Below are 19954 nucleotides of genomic sequence, written 5' to 3' on the forward strand. Positions count from 1 at the left end.
GACGGCAACCGGCGGGTGAGCCACGGGTGGCCCGCACGCACGATCGCCCACGAACGCCGCCTGACGGAGGCGGGACGGCTCGCACCGATCTGGAATGCCGCCCTGACCAGGCAAAATGGGCAGAATATGTGAGGTTGCGCAGGCTCGGGGAAGAAGATGCGGCAGCCGACAGGAGGTTGCTGTGAAGGGTGGAGATCTGGAACTGGGCGAGTTGCTGGCCGCTGCGGAAGCGGCCCCGCCCGGTGAGTCCGTCGACGTGGTGGCACACGACCTGCGGAAGCGGTTCGGTGCCGAGGCCGTGTCCTTCCTGTTCGTCGACCTCATCGGCCAGCGGCTGGTACGCCTCGCCGCGGCCGGCGATGAGCCTGCCGACCCTGGCGAGCCGATCGACCTGCAGGGCAGCGTCTACGACAGCGTTCTGCAGAGCCAGCGCCAGCATGTGGAGCCGGACGGCCAGGGCGGACGGCGTGTCATCACGCCGGTCACCAACCGCGGCGACTGCATCGGCCTCCTGGAGGTGACCCTGCAGTGCGCCGACGACACCGTGCTGCGACAGGTCCGCGACGCGGCCCACGCGCTTGCCTACATCATCGTCACGGACGGGCGCTTCACCGACCTGTACCACCTGGGCCGGCGCACCACTGAGACCAGCCTGGCCGCGGAGATCCAGCACCAGCTCCTGCCCTCGGCCCCCTGCTGCGAGGCGGCCCAGTTCACTCTGGCCGCCGGGCTGGTCCCGGCCGACGACATCGGTGGCGACACCTACGACTACACCCTCGACCGCGACACCCTGCACCTGTCGATCACCGACGCCATGGGCCACGACACGAACTCCGCGCTGCTGGCCACCCTCCTGGTCGGCGCACTGCGCCGGGCACGCCGCAGCGGCTGTGACGCCCTCAAGCAGGCCGACCACGCCCAGCAGGCCCTGCTGAGCCACAGCCGCGGCCTGGCCACCGGACAGCTGCTGTGCGTCGACCTCGAAACGGGCCTGTGCGAACTGGTCAACGCCGGCCACCCCCGGCCCCTGCTGCTGCGTGACAACGCCGTCGAAGAGGTGGAACTCGCCGTCAACCTTCCCTTCGGTGTGGCGGCACCCGCCCCCTACCGCCTACAGGAACTGCACTTGCGTCCCGGGGACCGCCTGGTCCTGCTCACCGACGGCATGCAGGAGCGCGGTGCCGCGGCCGTCGACCTGGCCTCGGTCGTTCACGACACCCGCGCCCTACACCCGCGAGAAGCCGTCCGGACCCTGACCGCCGCGGTGCTCGACGCCTGCCACGGCAACCTCAAGGACGACGCCACGGTCCTAATACTGGACTGGCACAGCAATCGCAGCCAGCCGGCCAAAACCAGACCCGACCCGCAGCGATGAGCTCTTCAGCACGCAGGAGTCACCCCGTGATGCCGGTCTCCGCCACGAGTGCCGCCGAGCTCCGCGAGGCCATGGCCCGGCTTCTGGCCGGCGAGCCCCTGCACACCGACGGCGCTCTGAGCCAGGAGAACCTCGCCCGAGAGGTCCAGGTCTTTTCCGAACGGGCATCTCCGCTCGCCTGCGCACAGGGATCGCCGATACTTCCTGAGGTCCGCCCCCGCGTATCCACCGCCCTCACAGACCAGTTGGAACACGAGTTGGGCCTGACTCAGCATCTTGAGGCCGGCCGGCTCGATGTCGAGCGTGTCGCCGCAATCGCGGTGGTCGCAGCTGACCACAGCGACGGCTACGCGGTCACCGGCCATCTCCTCGGGCTGCTGGCCGCGCTGCCTCCCCCCACCAAGGCAAGGGAACGCTTCCGGTCAGACCTGTGCGGGTCGTCGGGCCCCGCGTACCCGCTGCCCGGCAACATCAAGGCGCTGGTGCTGCGTTCACTGGCAGGAGAGGCAACCGCCCTGGCCCGGCAGGTCCTCTCGGCCGTCGATGAGACGTCCCCACCCCCAGCGCGTCGCGGCCGGGAAGGTGATCGGTCAGGCCCTCGTCGAGTCCGACCAACTGCCCGACCTCAAGTCACAGGTCAACGGGGGACTGTGGCCCCGAGATCTCGAGCTCACCGCCTGGCGCGTCCTGCACACGCAGACCGCAGGTCGGACGACCCGGCGGGTCGGGAAGCCTTCCTCGACGCCTGGACGAGCGTCGGAGCGCCGGCTCCTTGGAGCTGCACGGCAGCCACGCAGGACATGCGGCTCCCGTGCCCGACGACGCTGCAGCGACTGAGGTCAGGAAGTCCCGGGCCGAAGTCGCACCGGCTCTCGGCCTCCACAGATCAGGGGCCGCGCAGCCATTGCTGCGCGGCCCCTGATCTTGCCGGCCCAACACGAGAGCAGGGGCCTTCGTCTGGGTGGGTGGCAGGGTACGCAGAGGCGGCGGCCACCTGGACGCGGCGTGCCCGATCTCTCGGGCAGGTCTGCGGGGTCAGGCCAGGTTGATGTTCTCGGCCTGCGGACCCTTCTGGCCCTGGGTGACGTCGAACGTCACGGCCTGGCCCTCCTGGAGCTCACGGAAGCCGGTGGAGTTGATCGCGGAGTAGTGCGCGAAGACATCCGGGCCGCCGCCGTCCTGGGCGATGAAGCCGAAGCCCTTCTCGGCGTTGAACCACTTCACAGTTCCCGTTGCCATGTCTGATGCCTTCCAGTCGATGAACATCTCCCACTCCATGTGGCAGACGGAGGTGATCGCCCTGGTCCCTGCGGCACAGCACAGCAAAACGCTCACACCAGAGGCGTGAGCAAGAGGGAATTCCGAACCACGACAGCTGACGCAGACGCTACACGCCCACACACCGCGTCACCATAGGAAACAACGATCACACCGCACACCGGTCGTGGGTGCGGTGCCCGTCGACGCTGACGGGCACGCTCGTCTCACGCTGCTGCGGTCGGGTTCGCCGATTCGGTGGCGCGGCGGTATTCGGCGTTGAGGCGCTGGGCTTCCTCGAGCTGGTCCTCGAGGATGACGATGCGGCAGGCGGCCTCGATGGGAGTCCCGTGGTCGACGAGTTCCCGGGCGCGCGCGGCGATGCGCAGCTGGTAGCGGGAGTAGCGGCGGTGGCCGCCCGCGGAGCGCAGCGGGGTGATGAGGCGGGCGTCCCCGATTGCGCGCAGGAAGCCCTGGGTGGTGCCGAGCATCTCGGCGGCCCGGCCCATGGTGTAGGCGGGGTAATCGTCGTCATCGAGACGGCCGAACGTGTCGTCTGCTGTCATTGCACCTCTCTGTGGAACGCGTGGAGGGGCCCTGGCGCCGTACTGGCACCAGGGCCCCGAAGGAACTACTACACCATCTGCGGGCCCTGATACTGCACCGGCCCTCTGTTTCCGCAGACCCGACCGAGAAGCTGTCGGGGGCGCGGGGATCGCGGTTGCCTGACCGGAGACCACCTCACTATCGATGTCCTGCGGTACCCGGGGCCAAGACTTCTGCCCGGGCGATCCTGATGGCGCTCGGCTCCTCCGTTCTTCCCTCTTGAGTAACTACTCACTAACGGAAACTGCGAACTGCTGGTACTGCGAACTGCTGCTGGCCTCAAACAGCGCCACTCTTCGGCAGTCGGCCCCGTCGCCCGTCCTGCGTCTGCTCTGGGTTGGAACCCACTGCCGAACCTACCGGTGCGCGCGCCCGCAGCCGACGCCTTCACCGGGGTACTGCTCACTGACTTCACTGCTGGGTACTGCGAACTTGCACTTACGGGTACTGCAACCGCGGTACTGCTGCCCGGCAGTTCATCTCTGCCGGGCCTCGCTCGATCTCGGCTACGAGAGAAACATAACCCGACCGACACCACAAAGTCTACTCTGACTGACATAGATTTCCGTGCGCTCGAAGACAAGGTGATCCGCCTCGACCGGTCCATGGCTGGTTCAAGCAGCTCCGAGGCTCAGTCCGGCGCTCAGGGATCCCCCGCCGCGCAGGCACGTCGGGCTGAGTGTGACGTCGCCGACTCGGCCGCTGCTACTGTCGGCGGGCGCCGGCCGACACTGCGTCTCGTGGAGAACTCCACCGGCCTGGACGGACGCCCCGCAGGTCGGCCGAAGCGTGGCAGGAGGCGTGGCAGGAGGGTCCCGCGTCGCACTCGACGATCCCGGAATGAGCGCCTTCCATGCCCGTAGCGTCAGCGGTCAAGCAGCCGGATGGCCGACAAACATGGTCCGCCTCATGTCGCAGCCTGACGAGTTGCTCGCTGACGTCGGCGCCACGGGTGGAGTGCGACCAGAGCGATCGGAGTCCCTGACCGTGGTCACCGATGGCGCTGTCATCACCGGTCGATTGACTCTCGCGGCCATGTGAAGGCAGAGGGGGTCGGATGTACTGACGGATTTCGCCCGCTTGGACGAATTCACCGCCGTCTTCGGCTCCCCCGCGAAGCAAGGACGGGCCGCCCGCGCGTCTGCACTTCCATGTCGCCCGGATCCCGCAGGGCACCCTGGGAGTCCCGAGACGGGGTGGGCGATACCGGGTTGCGATCGAGGAAGTCAGCGCCTGGACCGTGGGCGACTTCAGCTGTTCCGGCACCTGAGCGACGGCGACGGGAACCCGCTGCACGCTGTGGGCCCGACCGGCGTACCGGTCGGGCCCATGCTGCTGGTCAGGCGACGGCTCGTGTCTGTTTACCCGTCAGACCGTGACGGGGGTGCCAAGCATCGCGGAGGCGTGCTGCATCGGGCTGAGAATGCCCGGGGGCGCTGTCTTGGGAACGGCGCGGCAGGTGAAGCCGAGCTGAGTCATGGCCCGCAGGACTTCGGCGGCGCTGAAGTCACGGCGGTCCTGGCGGGTGATGACTTGGCCGACTTGCTTGAGGGGGTAGTGGCGGCGGCCGATGATCACCGATTCGCCGGTGACCGGTTCGGGCTTGATGCCCTTCATGGATTCCAGTACTCCGCCCTTGGTGAGCTCGAAGGGGAAGCGGGCGATGACGCAGCGCATGTGGCCTCACAGGGAGAGGGGAAGAACGGTCCGACCAGGGGCGAGGTGTTTCAGCGGGAGAGGGCGAGGATGCCCAGGCCGCTGCCTTGCTCGTCGACCACCGGCAGGACACCGAGCCGCCGGGTGCGCATCGCGTGCTCGGCTTCGGCCATCGTGGTCACGGGTGAGGTGGACGATCCGTGGTCGCCGAGGATGTCGCGCAGGCGGACACGGTCCGTGTAGTCGGAGCTGTCACGGACGGCGGCGAGTTCGGTACGGGTGACCAGGCCGGTGCACTGGCCGTCCTGGTCGCAGACGACCAGCCGGCTTGTGCGGGCGGCGGCCATGACGGCCAGCGCCACCTCGACGCTCATGTCGTCACAGACCTGCGGTCCGGCCGCGTCCATGACATCCACCGCCGTCCTGTGCGCGGGGTCGACGTCCGCCGGGCGGGGCTGCGTCTGAACCAGCGTCAAAGAGGACCTCCTGCAGAGACGGGCCGGCTTCCTGATCACGAAAGTTCTAGGCCACCGCGCCGAAGCCGGACTGGCGTACGGGGGTGCGCCTGGTCGCCGAGGCGGGGCGGCGGCGGCCTCGGGAGGTGGCGCTGCGCTTGGGACGCTCGACCACCGGTGCGGTGATGACGACCGGGATGCCGGACGGGGTCTGAGCTCCGGTGATCCGGCTCAGGGCCTCGTCGCCCGAGCGGACCTGGGTCGTCTGCGGCCTGATCCCCGCGTCCGACATGAGGCGCATCATGCCGCGGCGCTGGCTCGGCGTGACGAGGGTGACGACGCTGCCGGACTCCCCGGCCCGGGCGGTGCGTCCGCCGCGGTGCAGGTAGTCCTTGTGGTCGGTCGGCGGGTCGACGTTGACGACCAGGTCGAGGTTGTCGACGTGGATGCCGCGCGCCGCGACGTTGGTCGCCACCAGCACGGTGACGTGCCCCGTCTTGAACTGTGCCAGCGTGCGGGTCCGCTGGGGCTGCGACTTGCCGCCGTGCAGCGCGGCGGCCCGCACCCCGCTGTTGAGCAGGTCCTGGGTCAGCCGGTCGACGGCGTGCTTGGTGTCCAGGAACATGATCACGCGGCCGTCGCGGGCGGCGATCTCGGTCGTGGCGGCATGTTTGTCGGCGCCGTGGACGTGCAGGACGTGGTGCTCCATCGTCGTGACCGCACCGGCCGACGGGTCGACCGAATGCACGACGGGGTCGGTCAGGTAGCGGCGCACCAGCAGGTCGACGTTGCGGTCGAGGGTGGCGGAGAACAGCATGCGCTGCCCCTCCGGGCGCACCTGGTCGAGCAGCGCGGTGACCTGGGGCATGAAGCCCATGTCGGCCATCTGGTCCGCCTCGTCCAGCACGGTGATGCCGACGTGGTTCAGCCGGCATTCGCCGCGGTCGATGAGGTCCTTGAGCCGGCCCGGGGTCGCGACGACGACCTCGGCTCCGCCGCGTAGCGCGCTGGCCTGCCGGCCGATCGACATGCCGCCCACCACCGTGGCCAGCCGCAGCCGCACGGAGCGGGCGTACGGGGTCAGCGCGTCAGTCACCTGCTGTGCCAGCTCACGCGTGGGTACGAGGATCAGTCCCAGCGGCTGGCGGGGCTCGGCACGCTGTCCGGCGGTGCGGGCGAGCAGGGCGAGGCCGAAGGCGAGGGTCTTGCCGGAACCGGTGCGCCCGCGGCCCAGGACGTCACGTCCCGCCAGGGAGTTCGGCAGCGTCGCTCCCTGGATCGGGAACGGTGCGGTCACCCCCTGCCTGCCGAGTTCGGCCAGCAGTTGCTCGGGCATGTCGAGATCGGCGAAGCCCTCGACAGCGGGCAGTGCGGGGGTGATCGTCCTGGGCAGCGCGAACTCACCTTGCACGGCGGCGGGCCGACGGCCGTAACCGCCGGAGCGGACGGGGGCGCCGGTACGACGCGGTGCCTGCGAGCCGTAGCCGCTGCCGCCCCTTCCGGCGTCGGCACGGCCGTCACGGGTGCGGGCGGGGCGGTCGTTCGTGTACGTGCGGTTCATGCGGAACCTTCCTCGATGTGGCACATATCAAGGAATTCCCGCCGCGATGAATGGCATGGAGAATTACAAGTATGGACCGGTGGCAAAAGAAAGCAGATCTGGCCGGCGGAATCATCCGTGGGCACAGGTGCGGAACTGGGTGAAGCGATGGGGACCTTGCGATCCGGGCGCCGGATGCGGGGCAGCGCTTCGGGATGCGTCTCCGCACCTGAGGGAGAAACCGCTTGTAGTGGTACTGCGGATTCCTCCGGGGCCTCCCGCCGGTGAAAACCGCTGCGGGATACGCGTGCAGCTGGGGCCCGCACCCCGAAGGATGCGGGCCCCAGCTACGGATTGCGCGTGAGCGTCAGGCCGGAACGATGTTCTCGGCCGTCGGGCCCTTCTGGCCCTGCGCGATGTCGAAGTTCACCTTCTGGCCCTCGAGCAGCTCACGGAAGCCCTGCGCGGCAATGTTCGAGTAGTGGGCGAACACGTCGGCGCCGCCACCGTCCTGCTCGATGAAGCCGAAGCCCTTTTCCGCGTTGAACCACTTCACGGTACCAGCAGCCATGTCATATCTCCTTTGGGGCAGTGCATCGGCGTCCGCACTGCGCAGACGCCGTGTCGCCGCGATGATTATCCCGCCCGGAAATGACCGGAAATACAGAAGTGCTCCCGACCGGCAGAAGGCTGGTGGGGGCACTTGAAGTCTTGGGAACCACAACTGCAACTTGGATCGACAGTAGCACGCCGGAACGGCCCGTGGGTGTTGGAATATGCCACTCTGCTCTTCGCGACAAAAACTCCCACTGTGCAGTCTGCCAAAATCTGATCCCCCGGGCGCAGATATTGATTCACTCGGAGTGTGACGTCTCAGGAAGAGTTGCCACACCGGGGCTCTCAGGGGCGCGACGACGTATGCGGCTTCCCATAGGACGCCGCTCGGAAGGGGTCCAGCATCGTATCGACATGGTGAGGGGCCGAACCGACTGCGGCACCGCTCCGCCTGCGGCGAAAGCAGCGGCCACTTCGAAGGACGCGGAATCCCGATCGTTTGGGCGATCAAGAGGCGAGGCTGGGCTTCACGGAAGCAGGACGCCGAGAGGCTGCCCGGCAGGCGCTCTACCCGGGGACGGGTGTCCCGTTCGACACGCAGCCGGCCCAGCCACCCCCTGCTGGTCAGCGCCATCGGTGTCGTCGCCGTCCGTGTCGCGCTGCCGAAGTCTCCGCTCGCGGGACCACTCGGCTTCCGGTCCCTGCCGCTCGGACTCGTCCTCGCCCTGGCCCTGATGGTCGTGCTGTACCTGGTACTGATCGAGGGCGCCAAGCATGTCTTCCACACCCGGGCCGACGCACAGGCCGCGCTTCCACCGGTACGCCACCGCACCCTCCGGCATCGCATCCAACGGCGTGCCGGCCGCTTCAGCCACCCCGGACCGCTGCGACCCCGGTGACACGCTGTCACCAGGGCCGTCAGCGGCACCATCCGCACCGAGACGATCACGTCACCCCGGGCAGCCCGGAACGGTCAACCGCTCAGTGATTCCTCGGCGTCCCGCCGCGTCGGCCAGTTGTCCCGCCGCTCCCGGGCCACCTCCGCACGGCTGCCGGCCCGCTCTCCGGGTAGGGAGACCGACGGTGTGAGGGCCGGTGCGGGGATGGCGGGCTCGGGGATCACGGCGCTGGTGGACAGCGCGGGGCGCCTGGTGGTCCGGTGCATGCGACGTCCGGCGGACTCGCCGTCGGTTTCCCTGCTCTGGTGATCGAAGAAGCGGAGCATCTCCACGGGGAACGGCATTACGAGGGTGCTGTTCTTCTCGGCGGAGACGTCCACCACGGTCTGCAGCAGCCGCAGTTGGAGTGCTCCGGGGGTGTCGGCCATCGTCGCGGCGGCGTCGGTCAGCCGCTGGGACGCCTGGAACTCTCCGTCGGCCGCGATGACCCGCGCGCGGCGTTCCCGCTCGGCTTCGGCCTGCTTGGACATGGAGCGCATCATGGACTCCGGAAGGGCGATGTCCTTGATCTCGACGCGCTCGATGCGCAGCCCCCAGGGCTCCTCGGTGGGGGCGTCCATCACCTTCTTGAGTTCCGCGTTGATGTGGTCACGGTCGGAGAGCAGCGTGTCCAGGTCAGCCCTCCCGATGACCGAGCGCAGCGACGTCTGGGCGATCTGGGAGACGGCGGCAGGATAGTTGCGCACGTTCACCAGGGCCTTGACGGGGTCAATGACCTTGAAGTAGACGACCGCGTCGACGGTGAGCGTCACGTTGTCGGCGGTGATGGACCCCTGTGGCGGGATGCCGAGGACCTCGGTCTGCACGGACACCTTCCGCATCCGGTCCCCGATCGGCCGGATGACACGCAGGCCCGGCCCGCGGATGTCCGGCAGCAGCCGCCCGAAACGGAACACCACGCCCTTCTCGTACTGCTGGACGTTGCGCACGCTCAGGGCGAGCAGGACGAACCCGGCCACGGCGCACACCACCAGCACGGTGATCAGAACACCCATGGTTCTCACTTTCCTTACGTCGATGACGGTCCCGGACCCGAGCGGTCCGGGAAGCACATGGCGCGGGAGGACCCCGGCCTGTCGTCTGAGGTGCGGCCGGGGTCCCGGGCTGCTGCTGAGGCTCTGGTGTGTCGGCCCGGCTCAGCCGGGAGCGCTCTGCGGTACGCCGGTCCGGGCTCCGCCGGCTGTGGCCCTGGTGGCCGCTGGAGTGCGCACGACCCTCACCTCGCCGTCGGCGGAGCGGAAACGGCCGGGATCTGCGGGCGCGCCGCGGGATCGCGGACTTCGTGGTCTTCCTCGGAGTCCCAGGCCGCCTGAACGGCCGAGTCGGTCTCCGACATCGTGCGCAGGAACGCCGCCTCCGCCATCAACCGGTTCACGTGCGAGGTGCGCAGGCAGTCTCTGCCGGCGGCCATCAGCCAGAGGGCCGAGACCGGGGTCGGCTGCACCTGCCCACCGAAGGGCCCAGCCGGGACGGCGGGCCGGTGCTCGCGGATCAGCAGGCCCCCGGTGATCAGCCCCGACAGCGGGTCGGGCACGGCCGTCGGCGAGGAACCCAGGGGAGCGCAAGAGATCCGGAGTGACGTAGAGCAGGGCGTACTTCCGAGGATAGGCGTGGGGGAAACGGTCGCAGTCATGACGCGAACCCTGCTCCGGGCCGACCGGAACCGGCCCGGCGTGATCAAATCGCCGAAAGTGACAGCGACTGGAAGCCGGTGCACGAAATACCCTCGGTAACACCAGCGTACTCCTCGACGGTCCGAGCGGACCCCCGTCCGGGTAGCGCGGCCGGTCCAGGGCCGGGCACGTGGAGCCTCCCCAGCCGGGTCCGGTGACAACACCCCAGGCCCGTACCCAGAGTGCGGACCCGGGGGTGGTCCGAAGGCCACCGTCAACGGACTGCGACTTCCAAGCCCACTCTGTCCTGCACGACGGCGGCCATACTCTCCATAAGCCGCCCGGCCTCCGCGTCCGTGGCGGCGGGCGGCACCACCAGCAGGTCCCACCGGCCGCGGCCGGGCGCCAGCAGGCAGACGGTGGACGGGGAGCGCTGGGTGGTCGTCCGGCGCAGGCGTACGAGCTGGTTGGCGACGAGCAGCCGGCCGGGGAACGGCGACCATACGGCCTCATCCACGAGGACGCTGGCGACCTGTCCCCAGGCGTGCGGCAGGACGTCCAGCAGCCCGGGCAGTTCGGACGCCAGATCGGGCGACTGGGGCCACCAGGCGCCGTCGATGCGCCGGGCCATGTGGCCCTGTGCCGGCTGGGACACCAGGCGCAGGCGGACGGCGGACGTCGAGGAGAGCGGGGGCGGTGGGTCGAGTGTCATGGAAACTCCTTAAGGGGATGCGGTCGCTCGGATTCACACGCGGCGGGCGGCGATACGGTCCGGGGTGGGCCAGCGCACGTCCCTGACCCAACCGAGGCATTCGAAGAAGCGGATCAAGGCGGCGGACGGATCGAGCTGGCCGCGGTCGACGCCGTGCCGGGCGCAAGTGGGGTCGGCGTGGTGCGGGTTGTGCCAGCTCCCGCCGAACGAGATCAGGACCACGGGCCACAGGTTGGTGGCGCGGTCGGGACGACGGGTACGGAACGGGCGCTCACCGATCACATGGCAGAGAGAGTTCACGCTCCACGTCACGTGGCGGAGCAGGGCGATGCGGACAAGTTCCGCCCACAGCAGGGCGGTCAGGGCGGACACCCAGCTGCCGCCGATCAGGCACCCCACGGCGAAGGGCAGAGCGAGGGTGAGCACACACAGGGCCGGGATGGCCCGGGACACGGCCCGGATGTCACGGTCGGCCAGCAGATCGGGAGCGATGGGGGCCCCCGCGCGAGCGAAGCCGAGTGTGGGGGAGCGTCGCGGACGTGCGGTCGTTGCGGAACAACCAGCCGACGTGGGCATCCCCAAGTCCCCGCAACTGGCCGGATACAGATGTGCCGTGGCGATACGGAGAGCTCGGTGACGACAGTGCGGCCGGGGTCTTGGGCTGCGCCGCTTCGACGTGGGTGCGTAACGGCATCGCTGAGCGGATGCGAGTCGCACGGACGGTGGATACGGGAGCTACAGGGGCTTGGGCTGGTGAGGACGTGGAGAGTGGGCGGCGGGGCCGTCAGGCGGTCTCGCCCTGGTGGGTGCGATCGGCGGCCGGTCTGCTCGAGTCGAGCCAGGAGCCGAGCGGACCGGCGGCACGCGAGGCGTCCACTGTGAGGTGCAGCCGCGTCCCGGTTCCCGAGGGGCCGGGATAGCTGCGCTGTTCATCGCCGGCGAACAGCAGCCGGAGCGCGTCCGCGACGCGTCGGGCCGCTTCGGGGTCCGCGGAGACCAGGCGGACCTCCACCCGGCCCTGCCCGCTCGGCTCGTGCTCGGCCTCGGGACGGGGTGGGCGGTGCGGGGCTTCGGATGTCATAGGGCGGAACCTGGCCCGACCTGAGCGGCCAACAACTCTCTTGCGACGAGGACGAGACCGGTCCGGACACCGGCATACGACGTGCCCTCGACGTTTTCAGCCTACTCCTGCTCGGGACAGCCGCTCCGGCACTTCCGAAGTGGCGCGATGACCACCGAAGCCACCGGCCGGCGCCCGATGACGGGATGACGGGTCGGTCGATCATGAACAGCTCCCGGGACGACGACGTGACTCCGAAGCCAGCCGCACCGTTGGCCGTCTGCCGTATGGCAGCCCGGGGAGTCCCGCTGACAGACCGGCTGCGACGACGGAGGTGGGCGGCGGAAGGAGTAGGGTGGAGACACCGAGGGCATTTCGCACGCTGGCTTCCACGCCGGAGCGTTCTCGGCGAGAGATGAAACCCGGGCCGTAACCCCAGGGGCGGCCCGGAGACGGGCCCGCATCATGACCGCAACCTTCGAAGCAACCCTGCCGCGGACCGCACCCGTCGCAGACCCCCCTCCCGCCCGCCTCGTACTGAAGACGGACGGCCCCTCCCGTGGACTCCTGGACGGCGCCTGGTGGCCGCGCTCGCGCGACCTGCTGCGCGAACTACCCGCACTGACCGACGCGCTGGACCCCGTCTGGGGCCGCATCACCCGTATCGCCGTCAACCCCGAGCACTGGCCGGTCATCCCGCGCAAGGTGCCCGTCAACGGCCATGTCGTGAAGGTCGGCTGGTTCACGCCGGAGATCGACCCGCACAAGCTGCTGCTGCTCTCCTACGGCACCGGACGCTGGGATCTGCTCGTCATCCCACCCGAGACCGGGGCGCAGTCGGCGGCCCGCCTGATGGCGGCCGCATCCGACTACGACGGCCCGCCGCTGACCGCGAGCGCACTCATCGCCGCGGATCGAGCCGGGCGCGCAGTCTCCCCGGCCGACCGACCACTCGATCCGGACGAGGCTTGGGGGTACGAGGGCGGTACCTGCGTGACGCCCGCAGCGGTACCGGCAAAGGCCGGTGACGTCAGCCGGCATGTGAGATAGCCGTCATGAACGCCTTCTTCACGACGGTCGGCCGCTGCACGTGAACGACGAAGAGAGCGACGGGGCCGCAGCCGCTACCCGTTGGGCCGCTCCGAGGAACTGGGCCGGCATGGTGGCGCCTTGTTCGTCGGCACCCGTGGCGGGGTGTCCTGCGTCACTGGCACACAGCCCGAAGTCCTGGGAGCTGTTTTGGAGCCGGTTTCTGGAACCGGCTCCCAAGGCCCGTCTGCCGACGGGCGCGCAGGAGCGTGTGGTCAGAGCCAGTCCCAGTGCTTGAAAGCGAAGTACAGAGTCAGTGAGACGACGACGATGACGGCGCTGGAAACGATGAAACCCGACTGGTGTGCGAAGCCGGGGTAGGGAAGGTTCTGTCCGTAGAAGCCAGTGATCGCCGTGGGCACGGCGATGATCGCGGCCCAGCTCGTCACCTTCTTCATGATCAGATTCACCCGGTTCGCCTGCACGGACAAGTTGGTCTCCATCACCGAGGCCACCAGATCCCGCAGCGACTCCGTCCACTCGCCGGCACGCAGCACGTGGTCGTACACATCTCGGTAGTACGGCAGCAAGGAATCATCGACGATGTCGAGGTCCGGGCGCATGAGGGCGTTGACGACCTCCCGCATGGGCAGGACCACGCGGCGGAGCCGGACCAGTGATTTCCGCAGGACGTACGACTGACGCTGTACGGTCTGGATCTGCCGGCCGCCTTCGGCGAAGAGCAGAGCGTCCAGTTCCTCGATACGTTCGTCGAGTTGCCGTACCGCGGCGAAGTGCCCGTCGACGACATGGTCGAGCAGACCGTGGAGCAGAAAGGCCACCCCGTGCGCTGTCAGAGCCGGGGTGCGGTCCCAGCGGGCGACCAGCTCGTCGAGGGCGAACGCGGCGTCCTTGCGGACCGTGATCAGCGCTTGCGGCGTGAGGATGACCGCGAGCTCGCTCATCGTCAGTCCCGCACTGTCCGGGTCGACGGCGACCGCGTAGACGCTGAGGAAGTGATGGGTGCGGTAGTTGTCGAGTTTCGCCCGCTGCCCCTCGTGCAGCGCGTCCTCGAGGGCCAGCTCGTGCAGACCGAGTTCCTCGCCGACCGCCGTGAACTCGGCGCGGTCCGGGCGGTACAGGTCCAACCAGACGGTCGCAGAAGGGTCCGCCAGATGCCGGGAGATGTCCCGGACCGGGAAGTCCTCCTCAACCAGGGAACCGTCGCGGTACAGCCGGGTACGGGCCATGTCGCGCACCCTAACGGCATCGGCGGAGCTTCGGCGGACACCACTGCCGGGCATCCACTCCGACGGGCGGCACCGCCTCGATCGCCTTGAAGGCACCGCCCGGCACGTACAGCCCTACGGGCGCCCGGAGCTCCAGAAGTCATTCCTTGGGCACGTGGCGTTCCTCGGCGCTCCGAGGGCCCTCCACGGGGACCGTGTATGCCTGATGGGTGCCGGTGTCGATGAGGATCTGTGCGGCCTCGGTGACGTTGGCGGCCCGGACAGCCCTGGCCATCGCGGCACGGGCGGCCTCGACTGTCGCGTGCGGCGGGACCACGAGAAGGGAGAAGTGGTCCTGGTCGCCCCGAGTGATCAGGACCGTGTCGTCACCCACCGGAAAGGAGTCGATGCGGACGACCTGGTCGCCGATCACCAGGCGCGTGGGAAGTTCATCCCAAGCGGTGGCGTCCAGGCCGACGCGCGTGATGGGGCCGAGGTGCACGGTCAGCGCGTGGACGAGGTCGGGCAGCTCAGCACCGATGTCGCGGGAACGCGGCCACCACGCACCGTCGAGGTTGCCTTCCCGGGATCGTGTCGTCTCCAGCCGCAGGAGGACCGTCCCGGGTTTCGCGGCCCGATGGATCGCGTCCGGCAGAAGACCGGGAGCGCGAGGGGTATCGGATTCGTTCATGGTGTGTCCGCCTGTCTGCGGGAAACGGTGCCGCCGCCGAACGCGGGACCTCGTCCTCTCACCGTAAGCCGTGACCCGCCGCAGCAGCTGCGCCGACGGTTCCGGGCCTCGTTGCCTATCGGTGAAATGCCTGCTCACGCGCACGTCCCGGGACCTCCGCAGCGGCGTAGAGTGAAAGCACCGGGAGTACTTCGCACACCGGCCGCCATGTCGGTGTTGTTCTCGGCGAGCAACAACGCCGGCCTCCGAGAGGAGGCTCGGGGACAGGTCCGCGTCATGACCGCGACCATCGAACCCACGATCGTTCAAGAGCGCCTGCTGTCGGTGCCGGCCCGGCTGTCTCTGGCCCCGACCGGCTCGGCTCCAGGTCTCCTGGACGGTGCCTGGTGGCCCCGCTCCCGTGATCTTCTGCGCGAGATCCCCACGCTGACAGACGCGCTGGACGCGTGCTGGGGCCGGATCACCCACGTCACCGTGAACCCGACCCACTGGCCCGTCATCCCGCGCAAGGTCCCCGTCACGGGGCACACGGTGCGTGTCGGCTGGTTCGCCGCCGAGCAGGACCCGAACAAGGTGATCCTCCTGTCCTACACGGTGGGCCGCCTGGACCTGCTGGTGATCCCTCCGGAGACGGACCCGGCCGCCGCCGCCCGGCTGATGGCAGCGGCAACCGTCCCGAGAGGTGTCCGCACCGCCAGCGGTCTGATGGCCGATGAGGCCATCAGCCACGACTCGACAGATGCTCAGAGCCGGGAAGAGGAATGGGAGACCGACGGCGGAGCCGCTTCGAGGGCAGGAGCCGCGATCGGGATCTTCACCTCCGCCCTGAGGAGGTGAAGACGTGGAGACGGCCGTCACCGTCGCCGTGATCCTCTTCGTGATCATCGCGGGCATGTTCCTGATCCACCGGCTCAACGCGCAGCACGCCGAAAGGATCGGGGCGTTCCGCTACAGCGATGCCCTACCGGGAATCCGTCGGCGGACTCGTAAGAGCCCACGTGCCGCCGTGCCGAAGGGCCCTCCTGCCGACGCCACACGCCGTGAGCCTCGAGAGGGGAGCCGCTGATGACGCAGACCTGCTTCCAGCCAGGGGTGGGTGTGGGGCGGCGGCCGTCACACCCACCGGCTCAGGGCTGCGGCTGGCCGCATGACGGCCATGTCCTGCCATATGACCGAAATGGGATCCTGGGCATGCCCTGGTGAGTGGGCCGGTGCACTCTCACGTGCAACGACCCGGAAGGGCGGCCCCGGTGTGTATACGCCGGGGCCGTTGCGTCACCGGCACATGCCACGGGGAGAAGGTAGTGATCCACTCGGCCGATCTCCACGAATGACGCAGCTGCGGCGTCGTCGACCCGCAGGGTCGCGAACAGCAGGATCGGGGCGTCGCGCAGGATGGCCCTGACGAGAACGACGCGCTGGCGCCGGCCGCCCGAGAGTTCGGCTCCCCGCTCCCCCACGAGGGCGCAATCACCTCGGCAAGACCCGCACCGACTGGCTCACCGCGCACCGCACCTTTGCCGCCCTCGGCACCGCCTACGGCACCTTCGAGGACTTCGACCAGAAGATCGACGGAAGGGCCGACGGACTGCCGGACGGCGTGCACGACAAGGACTTCACCGGCTTCCACCGCATCGAGTACGGCCTGTGGCACGGCGAGCCCGCCACCTCGCTCACCGCGCCGGCCCAGCGACTGGCCGCCGACGCCGCCGGCCTGCGGAAAGCCTTCCCGCACCAGGACTTCGACCCGTCCGACCTGCCGCTGCGCGCCCACGAGGTCCTCGAGAACACACTGCAGTTCGAGCTGAACGGCGACACGGGCGAGGGCAGCGGCACCAACCTCGCCACCGTCGACGCGGACGTCGCACGGCTGCAGAAGGTCCTCGACTCCGCCCACCATGGCAGCTACTGGACCCCCGTCGGACAGCTCGACGCCACCGCCCGCGCCCGCGTCAACGGGGCCACCGGGCAGCTGCTGGAGGACCTCTCCCCCGTCCCGGACCTGCTGGAGATCCGGGAAGTCCGCCTGATGACCACCGCACACCACCGCATCGACGACCCCGCCCGCAGCGAAGGGAACGCAACCATGCCGTCCGCCGAAACCCCCGCCCCGCAGGGTGGCTGCCCGGCCGGCGCCGACCGCCGCTCCTTCGTGAAGACGGCCCTCGGCGCCGGAGCAGCCGGCGCGGTCCTGGCCGGCGGCGGACTCGCGCAAGAGCGGCGGTGGCATCGCACAGGCCGCCGCGCAGACGGAGAACGCCGCCGAAGTGCCCTTCCGCGGCCTCCACCAGGCCGGCATCACCAACCCCGCGCCGGCCGCCGCGACCTTCGTCTCCTTCACCGTCAGCGCCGAAGCCCGCGCGCAGTTGGTGGAGTTGCTGAAGACGCTCACCAGCCGGGCCCGCTTCCTGACCTCCGGCGGCATCCCCGCCGATCTCGGCGTCGGCGCCCCGCCCTCCGACAACGGCATCCTCGGCCCGACCCTGCCTCCGTACAGCGCAAGGCCCGTCGTAATCGACCGGTCAGGCGCTCAAGTCGGTGACTGGGTTGCGGTTCAGTAGTGCCGCGCACCACTGGAAGTGGCCGTCGCTGCGGTCCGGGCTGAACAGGTCATAGGTGGTCAGGGCGTATGCCGCTTGGTACAGGGCCAGCACCTTTGCGTCGTAGCCCAGTGCCGCCGCGAACACGCTGGTGAGTTCGGCCGTGTGGTGCTCTGCGTCGGTGCCGTACATGTCCCAGATGGCCGCCGTAACCGCCGCTTCGAACGCTGGGTCACCAGCTGTGGTGAAGAAACCGAAGTCCAGGAGTGCCACTGGGAGCCCGGTATCGTCGACGTGGACGTTGGACGGGACCAGGTCGCCGTGGATAGCGGTGACGGGCGTGGCTGGCAGGGCCCGCAACGTCTTGGCGGTCCGCTCGACCGCCGTGGCCAGCCCAGGCACCGCCGCGGCGAGAACGTCTCCGTGGCGGCGGGCGGCACGCTCGACCAGGGCGGCGAGCGCGTCGGGGAAGCGGGTATGGCCGTCCCACAGCGGGCGGTCGTCGCCCTGGACAGTCAGCTGCTGCATCGCGGGCGAGCCCGGCACGGACGCCAGGCCGCGCAGCACGGTGAGCAGGGCGTCAGTCTCGCGCGCGGGCAAGTTCCGCGCCGGGGGCGGGCTCCCGGCGTCGTCGCGCAGCGGCGCCCCGGGCAGCTCGCGTTCGTAGGTGACAAGCACGCCGTTTTGTTCCTCGGTGGCGAGGATCTGTGGGGTGGCGAAGGGCATGGAGTACCAGGCGATGTCGGCGTAGACCTGGCGGATCAGGTCGAGGGCGATCGGCGGCCGCCCGCTCCACACCTTGGCGACCAAGCCCTCGCCGAGCCGGTAGACCGCGCCTTCGACGCCCGCGGCCAGCGGCTGCGGGGCGGAGTGACCTCGCCTGGTGAAGTACGCGAGCCAGTAGTCAGTGTGCCGTTGGAGGTATTCGGCCATGGGCGTACTACATCCTGCGGCCCTTGTCCGACGCACCTCCATAGCCTGTCCGGGCCGATCACGAGCGCAGCAGGATGGTTACGCACACGCCAGCATGTCGGCGACCAGGCCAGCGAGCCGTCCTTGCCTGCTGTCCGAAATCCGCCCTCGCATCCGGAGTGGGTCCCGCAGGCTACCCAAGCGGGGCTCCACCCCCGCAGCAGCATGTCCCCACACGTCTCCTGGCCACGACTGCCCCTATAACGAGGGTTACGACTGCACAGGTCTGACCAGGTGGAAGACCTCCCGGGCCGCGTAGCGCTTGAGGCTTCGGACTATCTCGCGCCGCGTCTTGCCCTCCTTGCTGCGGCGTTCGTAGTACTCCTGGGTACGTGGGTCGACGCGCAGGCGGGTCTGCACGATCCGGTGCAGGGCCGCGTTCGCTTGCCGGTCGCCGCCGCGGTTGAGGCGATGGTACTGCCGACTGCCCGAAGAACGCTCGACCGGGCTGACACCGCACAGCGCCGCGAAGGACGCCCACTGCCCAGGCGTTCCGGGTTGTCCCCCACCGTGATCAGCAAAGTGACGGCCGTGTCCGGACCGATGCCCACTGCCTCGAGCAGCTGGGGAGCGTGGCATTCCACCAGCCGGGTCAGGCGGCCTTCCAGGTCCTGGATCTCTTCGCTGAGCTGCCTGATGCGCCGGGCCAGGAGACCCAGGGTGACGTGGGTGGCGTGGAGCACCGATCCCTCGCCGGCCTCATGGTTCAGGCTGTCGTCGACGAGCCCTGCGCACGTGCGGAAAAGCTCTGCATTGCCCAGCCCGGCCAGTTGCTCTCTCAGCTGGGGATCGGCACGGATGAGGACGACTTTGAGCTGGTTGATCGCCTGGGTGCGGGCCTTGACCGCCGAGTCCTTGGCCAGCTTGTACATCCGGGCGATCTCCACCGGCCCGTCGCCCGCCTTGGCCTGGGCGCGCGCCCGCCCGCTCAGCACCGCCCGGGCCGCGTTCTCAGCATCGAGTGGGTCGGACTTGCCTCGCCGTCGGCGGTCGGCCCGGTCGAACCGGTTCACATCGAAGACGTCCACGCCCTGGGCCAGCAGGTAGCGGGACAGGGCCGCCCCGAAGGAACCGGTCCCTTCCACTCCGGCCCGCCGCACCGTACCCGACGCCCTGGCCCACCCCAGCAGGTTGCGGTAGCCGGCCGCGCTGGCCGGGAACTCCTTGGTGCCGATCACCTCCCCCACCAGGGAGAGCACGGCGGCCACATGGGCATCCCGGTGCGTGTCCACTCCCAGGACCACCTCCCTCGCCGGCCGACGCCGACGAGGACGCGAAGCGGTGGACGTGCCGGTCATGCTCGTTCCCTTTCAGGCCGACGGCTTGTCCCGTAGCCGGCAGCGGGCCGTGCGGACGGTCAGAATCGTGATGACGCCTGTCCGGCAAGCCCCTATCGAGACACGTCCATCAGCCCGAGACCAACAGTGCGCAGTCCCCTGGCCGGCGGTCGACACAGTGTGATCAGGACACCTCGGTCAGAGATCTCAGGAGTCAGACCCCGCCGTAGGACAGGCACCCACCTACGGTTCTCGGCCCAACCGGCTTCCAGCCACGTCAGCCCGCCAGTTCGAGCGAATTGACTCGAAGCACCGGTCGCCTACCACCGGAACTGGCACCATGCCGCCGTCGTACGTCACTTCGAGTCGAAGGCGGACCATTGGAACGGCGGGTCAATGAGCGGCAGTTGTCGGTGTTGCAGTGGGTG

General features: G+C 69.3%; 21 protein-coding genes and 3 pseudogenes. 8 read left to right on the forward strand and 16 right to left on the reverse strand.

The window, feature by feature from the left end; all coding sequences use genetic code 11:
* The first annotated feature begins 181 nt into the window (after positions 1-181).
* Positions 182-1375, forward strand: coding sequence for a PP2C family protein-serine/threonine phosphatase (locus tag ACZ7GZ_RS35840; RefSeq protein ID WP_471030890.1), 1194 nt, complete (start codon positions 182-184; stop codon positions 1373-1375).
* Between the two features lie 5 nt (positions 1376-1380).
* On the opposite strand, the gene ACZ7GZ_RS35845 is transcribed toward ACZ7GZ_RS35840, so the two are convergent.
* The 3 genes from ACZ7GZ_RS35845 to ACZ7GZ_RS35855 all read right to left on the reverse strand — a co-directional run bounded on the left by ACZ7GZ_RS35845 (position 1381) and on the right by ACZ7GZ_RS35855 (position 3198).
* Complete coding sequence (locus tag ACZ7GZ_RS35845; RefSeq protein ID WP_471030893.1) at positions 1381-1740, reverse strand: hypothetical protein; 360 nt, start codon at positions 1738-1740, stop codon at positions 1381-1383.
* A 670-nt stretch (positions 1741-2410) separates the two neighbouring features.
* Entirely contained in the window at positions 2411-2614 is a 204-nt protein-coding gene (locus ACZ7GZ_RS35850) for a cold-shock protein (protein WP_030052720.1), read from the reverse strand.
* A 245-nt stretch (positions 2615-2859) separates the two neighbouring features.
* A complete protein-coding gene (locus ACZ7GZ_RS35855) occupies positions 2860-3198 on the reverse strand; it encodes a MerR family transcriptional regulator (protein ID WP_361994512.1) in 339 nt (112 codons plus the stop codon).
* Positions 3199-4147: 949 nt separating this feature from the next.
* On the opposite strand from ACZ7GZ_RS35855, the pseudogene ACZ7GZ_RS35860 reads away from it, so the two are divergent.
* A pseudogene (locus tag ACZ7GZ_RS35860) lies at positions 4148-4508 on the forward strand (hypothetical protein).
* A 98-nt stretch (positions 4509-4606) separates the two neighbouring features.
* Here the strand turns inward: ACZ7GZ_RS35860 and ACZ7GZ_RS35865 are convergent.
* From ACZ7GZ_RS35865 to ACZ7GZ_RS35880, 4 genes are all read right to left on the reverse strand, one after another.
* On the reverse strand, positions 4607-4915 hold the full coding sequence (locus ACZ7GZ_RS35865) for an SCO5918 family protein (protein ID WP_471030896.1): 309 nt from the start codon (positions 4913-4915) through the stop codon (positions 4607-4609).
* Positions 4916-4965: 50 nt separating this feature from the next.
* A complete protein-coding gene (locus ACZ7GZ_RS35870; RefSeq protein WP_471030898.1) occupies positions 4966-5370 on the reverse strand; it encodes a CBS domain-containing protein in 405 nt (134 codons plus the stop codon).
* Between the two features lie 46 nt (positions 5371-5416).
* Positions 5417-6910 (reverse strand): DEAD/DEAH box helicase, encoded by a 1494-nt coding sequence (locus tag ACZ7GZ_RS35875; protein WP_471030901.1) that lies wholly within the window; start codon positions 6908-6910, stop codon positions 5417-5419.
* Positions 6911-7256: 346 nt separating this feature from the next.
* Positions 7257-7460: a cold-shock protein gene (locus tag ACZ7GZ_RS35880; RefSeq protein ID WP_003973099.1), complete on the reverse strand. Its 204-nt coding sequence runs from the start codon at positions 7458-7460 to the stop codon at positions 7257-7259.
* A gap of 565 nt (positions 7461-8025) precedes the next feature.
* Here ACZ7GZ_RS35880 and ACZ7GZ_RS35885 point away from each other — a divergent pair.
* Positions 8026-8343 carry a hypothetical protein gene (locus ACZ7GZ_RS35885; protein ID WP_471030905.1) on the forward strand — a complete coding sequence of 106 codons (318 nt, stop codon included), beginning with the start codon at positions 8026-8028 and terminating at the stop codon, positions 8341-8343.
* A gap of 74 nt (positions 8344-8417) precedes the next feature.
* Here the strand turns inward: ACZ7GZ_RS35885 and ACZ7GZ_RS35890 are convergent, their stop codons facing one another.
* The 5 genes from ACZ7GZ_RS35890 to ACZ7GZ_RS35910 form a co-directional block, all read right to left on the reverse strand.
* Complete coding sequence (locus ACZ7GZ_RS35890; protein ID WP_471030908.1) at positions 8418-9398, reverse strand: slipin family protein; 981 nt, start codon at positions 9396-9398, stop codon at positions 8418-8420.
* A 221-nt stretch (positions 9399-9619) separates the two neighbouring features.
* A complete protein-coding gene (locus ACZ7GZ_RS35895) occupies positions 9620-9937 on the reverse strand; it encodes a hypothetical protein (RefSeq protein ID WP_471030909.1) in 318 nt (105 codons plus the stop codon).
* Between the two features lie 353 nt (positions 9938-10290).
* A complete protein-coding gene (locus ACZ7GZ_RS35900) occupies positions 10291-10728 on the reverse strand; it encodes a DUF5994 family protein (RefSeq protein ID WP_471030911.1) in 438 nt (145 codons plus the stop codon).
* Positions 10729-10761: 33 nt separating this feature from the next.
* Positions 10762-11304, reverse strand: coding sequence for a fatty acid desaturase (locus tag ACZ7GZ_RS35905; RefSeq protein ID WP_471030913.1), 543 nt, complete (start codon positions 11302-11304; stop codon positions 10762-10764).
* Between the two features lie 208 nt (positions 11305-11512).
* Positions 11513-11809, reverse strand: coding sequence for a hypothetical protein (locus tag ACZ7GZ_RS35910; RefSeq protein WP_471030915.1), 297 nt, complete (start codon positions 11807-11809; stop codon positions 11513-11515).
* A 444-nt stretch (positions 11810-12253) separates the two neighbouring features.
* Here ACZ7GZ_RS35910 and ACZ7GZ_RS35915 point away from each other — a divergent pair, with 444 nt between their 5' ends.
* Positions 12254-12838 (forward strand): DUF5994 family protein, encoded by a 585-nt coding sequence (locus tag ACZ7GZ_RS35915; protein ID WP_471030917.1) that lies wholly within the window; start codon positions 12254-12256, stop codon positions 12836-12838.
* Positions 12839-13092: 254 nt separating this feature from the next.
* Here ACZ7GZ_RS35915 and ACZ7GZ_RS35920 read toward each other — a convergent pair whose 3' ends face one another.
* Together ACZ7GZ_RS35920 and ACZ7GZ_RS35925 are read right to left on the reverse strand one after the other, a co-directional pair.
* On the reverse strand, positions 13093-14067 hold the full coding sequence (locus tag ACZ7GZ_RS35920) for a magnesium transporter CorA family protein (protein WP_471030919.1): 975 nt from the start codon (positions 14065-14067) through the stop codon (positions 13093-13095).
* Positions 14068-14206: 139 nt separating this feature from the next.
* Positions 14207-14737, reverse strand: a complete 531-nt coding sequence (locus ACZ7GZ_RS35925; RefSeq protein WP_471030921.1) for a DUF5994 family protein — start codon at positions 14735-14737, stop codon at positions 14207-14209.
* Positions 14738-15013: 276 nt separating this feature from the next.
* Between ACZ7GZ_RS35925 and ACZ7GZ_RS35930 the strand changes: the two genes are divergently transcribed.
* From ACZ7GZ_RS35930 to ACZ7GZ_RS35945, 4 genes and pseudogenes are all read left to right on the forward strand, one after another.
* On the forward strand, positions 15014-15574 hold the full coding sequence (locus ACZ7GZ_RS35930; RefSeq protein WP_471030922.1) for a DUF5994 family protein: 561 nt from the start codon (positions 15014-15016) through the stop codon (positions 15572-15574).
* A 4-nt stretch (positions 15575-15578) separates the two neighbouring features.
* Positions 15579-15803 carry a hypothetical protein gene (locus tag ACZ7GZ_RS35935; protein WP_471030924.1) on the forward strand — a complete coding sequence of 75 codons (225 nt, stop codon included), beginning with the start codon at positions 15579-15581 and terminating at the stop codon, positions 15801-15803.
* A 405-nt stretch (positions 15804-16208) separates the two neighbouring features.
* Positions 16209-16757: pseudogene (locus tag ACZ7GZ_RS35940) on the forward strand (EfeM/EfeO family lipoprotein); the annotation flags it as partial.
* Between the two features lie 247 nt (positions 16758-17004).
* The gene (locus tag ACZ7GZ_RS35945) at positions 17005-17298 is read left to right on the forward strand and encodes a Dyp-type peroxidase domain-containing protein (RefSeq protein ID WP_471030927.1); all 294 of its coding nucleotides are present in this window, start codon (positions 17005-17007) and stop codon (positions 17296-17298) included.
* On the opposite strand, the gene ACZ7GZ_RS35950 is transcribed toward ACZ7GZ_RS35945, so the two are convergent.
* Positions 17260-18210 carry a phosphotransferase family protein gene (locus ACZ7GZ_RS35950; protein ID WP_471030929.1) on the reverse strand — a complete coding sequence of 317 codons (951 nt, stop codon included), beginning with the start codon at positions 18208-18210 and terminating at the stop codon, positions 17260-17262. The two genes, ACZ7GZ_RS35945 and ACZ7GZ_RS35950, sit on opposite strands and share 39 nt — an antisense overlap.
* Positions 18211-18459: 249 nt before the next feature.
* A pseudogene (locus ACZ7GZ_RS35955) lies at positions 18460-19547 on the reverse strand (IS110 family RNA-guided transposase).
* Positions 19548-19954 lie beyond the last annotated feature (407 nt).

Source organism: Streptomyces sp. NPDC037288, assembly GCF_055603265.1.

Excerpts from the sequence above, each read along its gene's own strand:
- ACZ7GZ_RS35845 (WP_471030893.1), bottom strand. The coding sequence starts at position 1,740 with ATGGCCGGTGACCGCGTAGCCGTCGCTGTGGTCAGCTGCGACCACCGC.
- ACZ7GZ_RS35850 (WP_030052720.1), bottom strand. The coding sequence starts at position 2,614 with ATGGCAACGGGAACTGTGAAGTGGTTCAACGCCGAGAAGGGCTTCGGC.
- ACZ7GZ_RS35855 (WP_361994512.1), bottom strand. The coding sequence starts at position 3,198 with ATGACAGCAGACGACACGTTCGGCCGTCTCGATGACGACGATTACCCC.
- ACZ7GZ_RS35865 (WP_471030896.1), bottom strand. The coding sequence starts at position 4,915 with ATGCGCTGCGTCATCGCCCGCTTCCCCTTCGAGCTCACCAAGGGCGGA.
- ACZ7GZ_RS35875 (WP_471030901.1), bottom strand. The coding sequence starts at position 6,910 with ATGAACCGCACGTACACGAACGACCGCCCCGCCCGCACCCGTGACGGC.
- ACZ7GZ_RS35880 (WP_003973099.1), bottom strand. The coding sequence starts at position 7,460 with ATGGCTGCTGGTACCGTGAAGTGGTTCAACGCGGAAAAGGGCTTCGGC.
- ACZ7GZ_RS35890 (WP_471030908.1), bottom strand. The coding sequence starts at position 9,398 with ATGGGTGTTCTGATCACCGTGCTGGTGGTGTGCGCCGTGGCCGGGTTC.
- ACZ7GZ_RS35900 (WP_471030911.1), bottom strand. The coding sequence starts at position 10,728 with ATGACACTCGACCCACCGCCCCCGCTCTCCTCGACGTCCGCCGTCCGC.
- ACZ7GZ_RS35905 (WP_471030913.1), bottom strand. The coding sequence starts at position 11,304 with ATGCCCACGTCGGCTGGTTGTTCCGCAACGACCGCACGTCCGCGACGC.
- ACZ7GZ_RS35910 (WP_471030915.1), bottom strand. The coding sequence starts at position 11,809 with ATGACATCCGAAGCCCCGCACCGCCCACCCCGTCCCGAGGCCGAGCAC.
- ACZ7GZ_RS35915 (WP_471030917.1), top strand. The coding sequence starts at position 12,254 with ATGACCGCAACCTTCGAAGCAACCCTGCCGCGGACCGCACCCGTCGCA.
- ACZ7GZ_RS35920 (WP_471030919.1), bottom strand. The coding sequence starts at position 14,067 with ATGGCCCGTACCCGGCTGTACCGCGACGGTTCCCTGGTTGAGGAGGAC.
- ACZ7GZ_RS35925 (WP_471030921.1), bottom strand. The coding sequence starts at position 14,737 with ATGAACGAATCCGATACCCCTCGCGCTCCCGGTCTTCTGCCGGACGCG.
- ACZ7GZ_RS35930 (WP_471030922.1), top strand. The coding sequence starts at position 15,014 with ATGACCGCGACCATCGAACCCACGATCGTTCAAGAGCGCCTGCTGTCG.
- ACZ7GZ_RS35950 (WP_471030929.1), bottom strand. The coding sequence starts at position 18,210 with ATGGCCGAATACCTCCAACGGCACACTGACTACTGGCTCGCGTACTTC.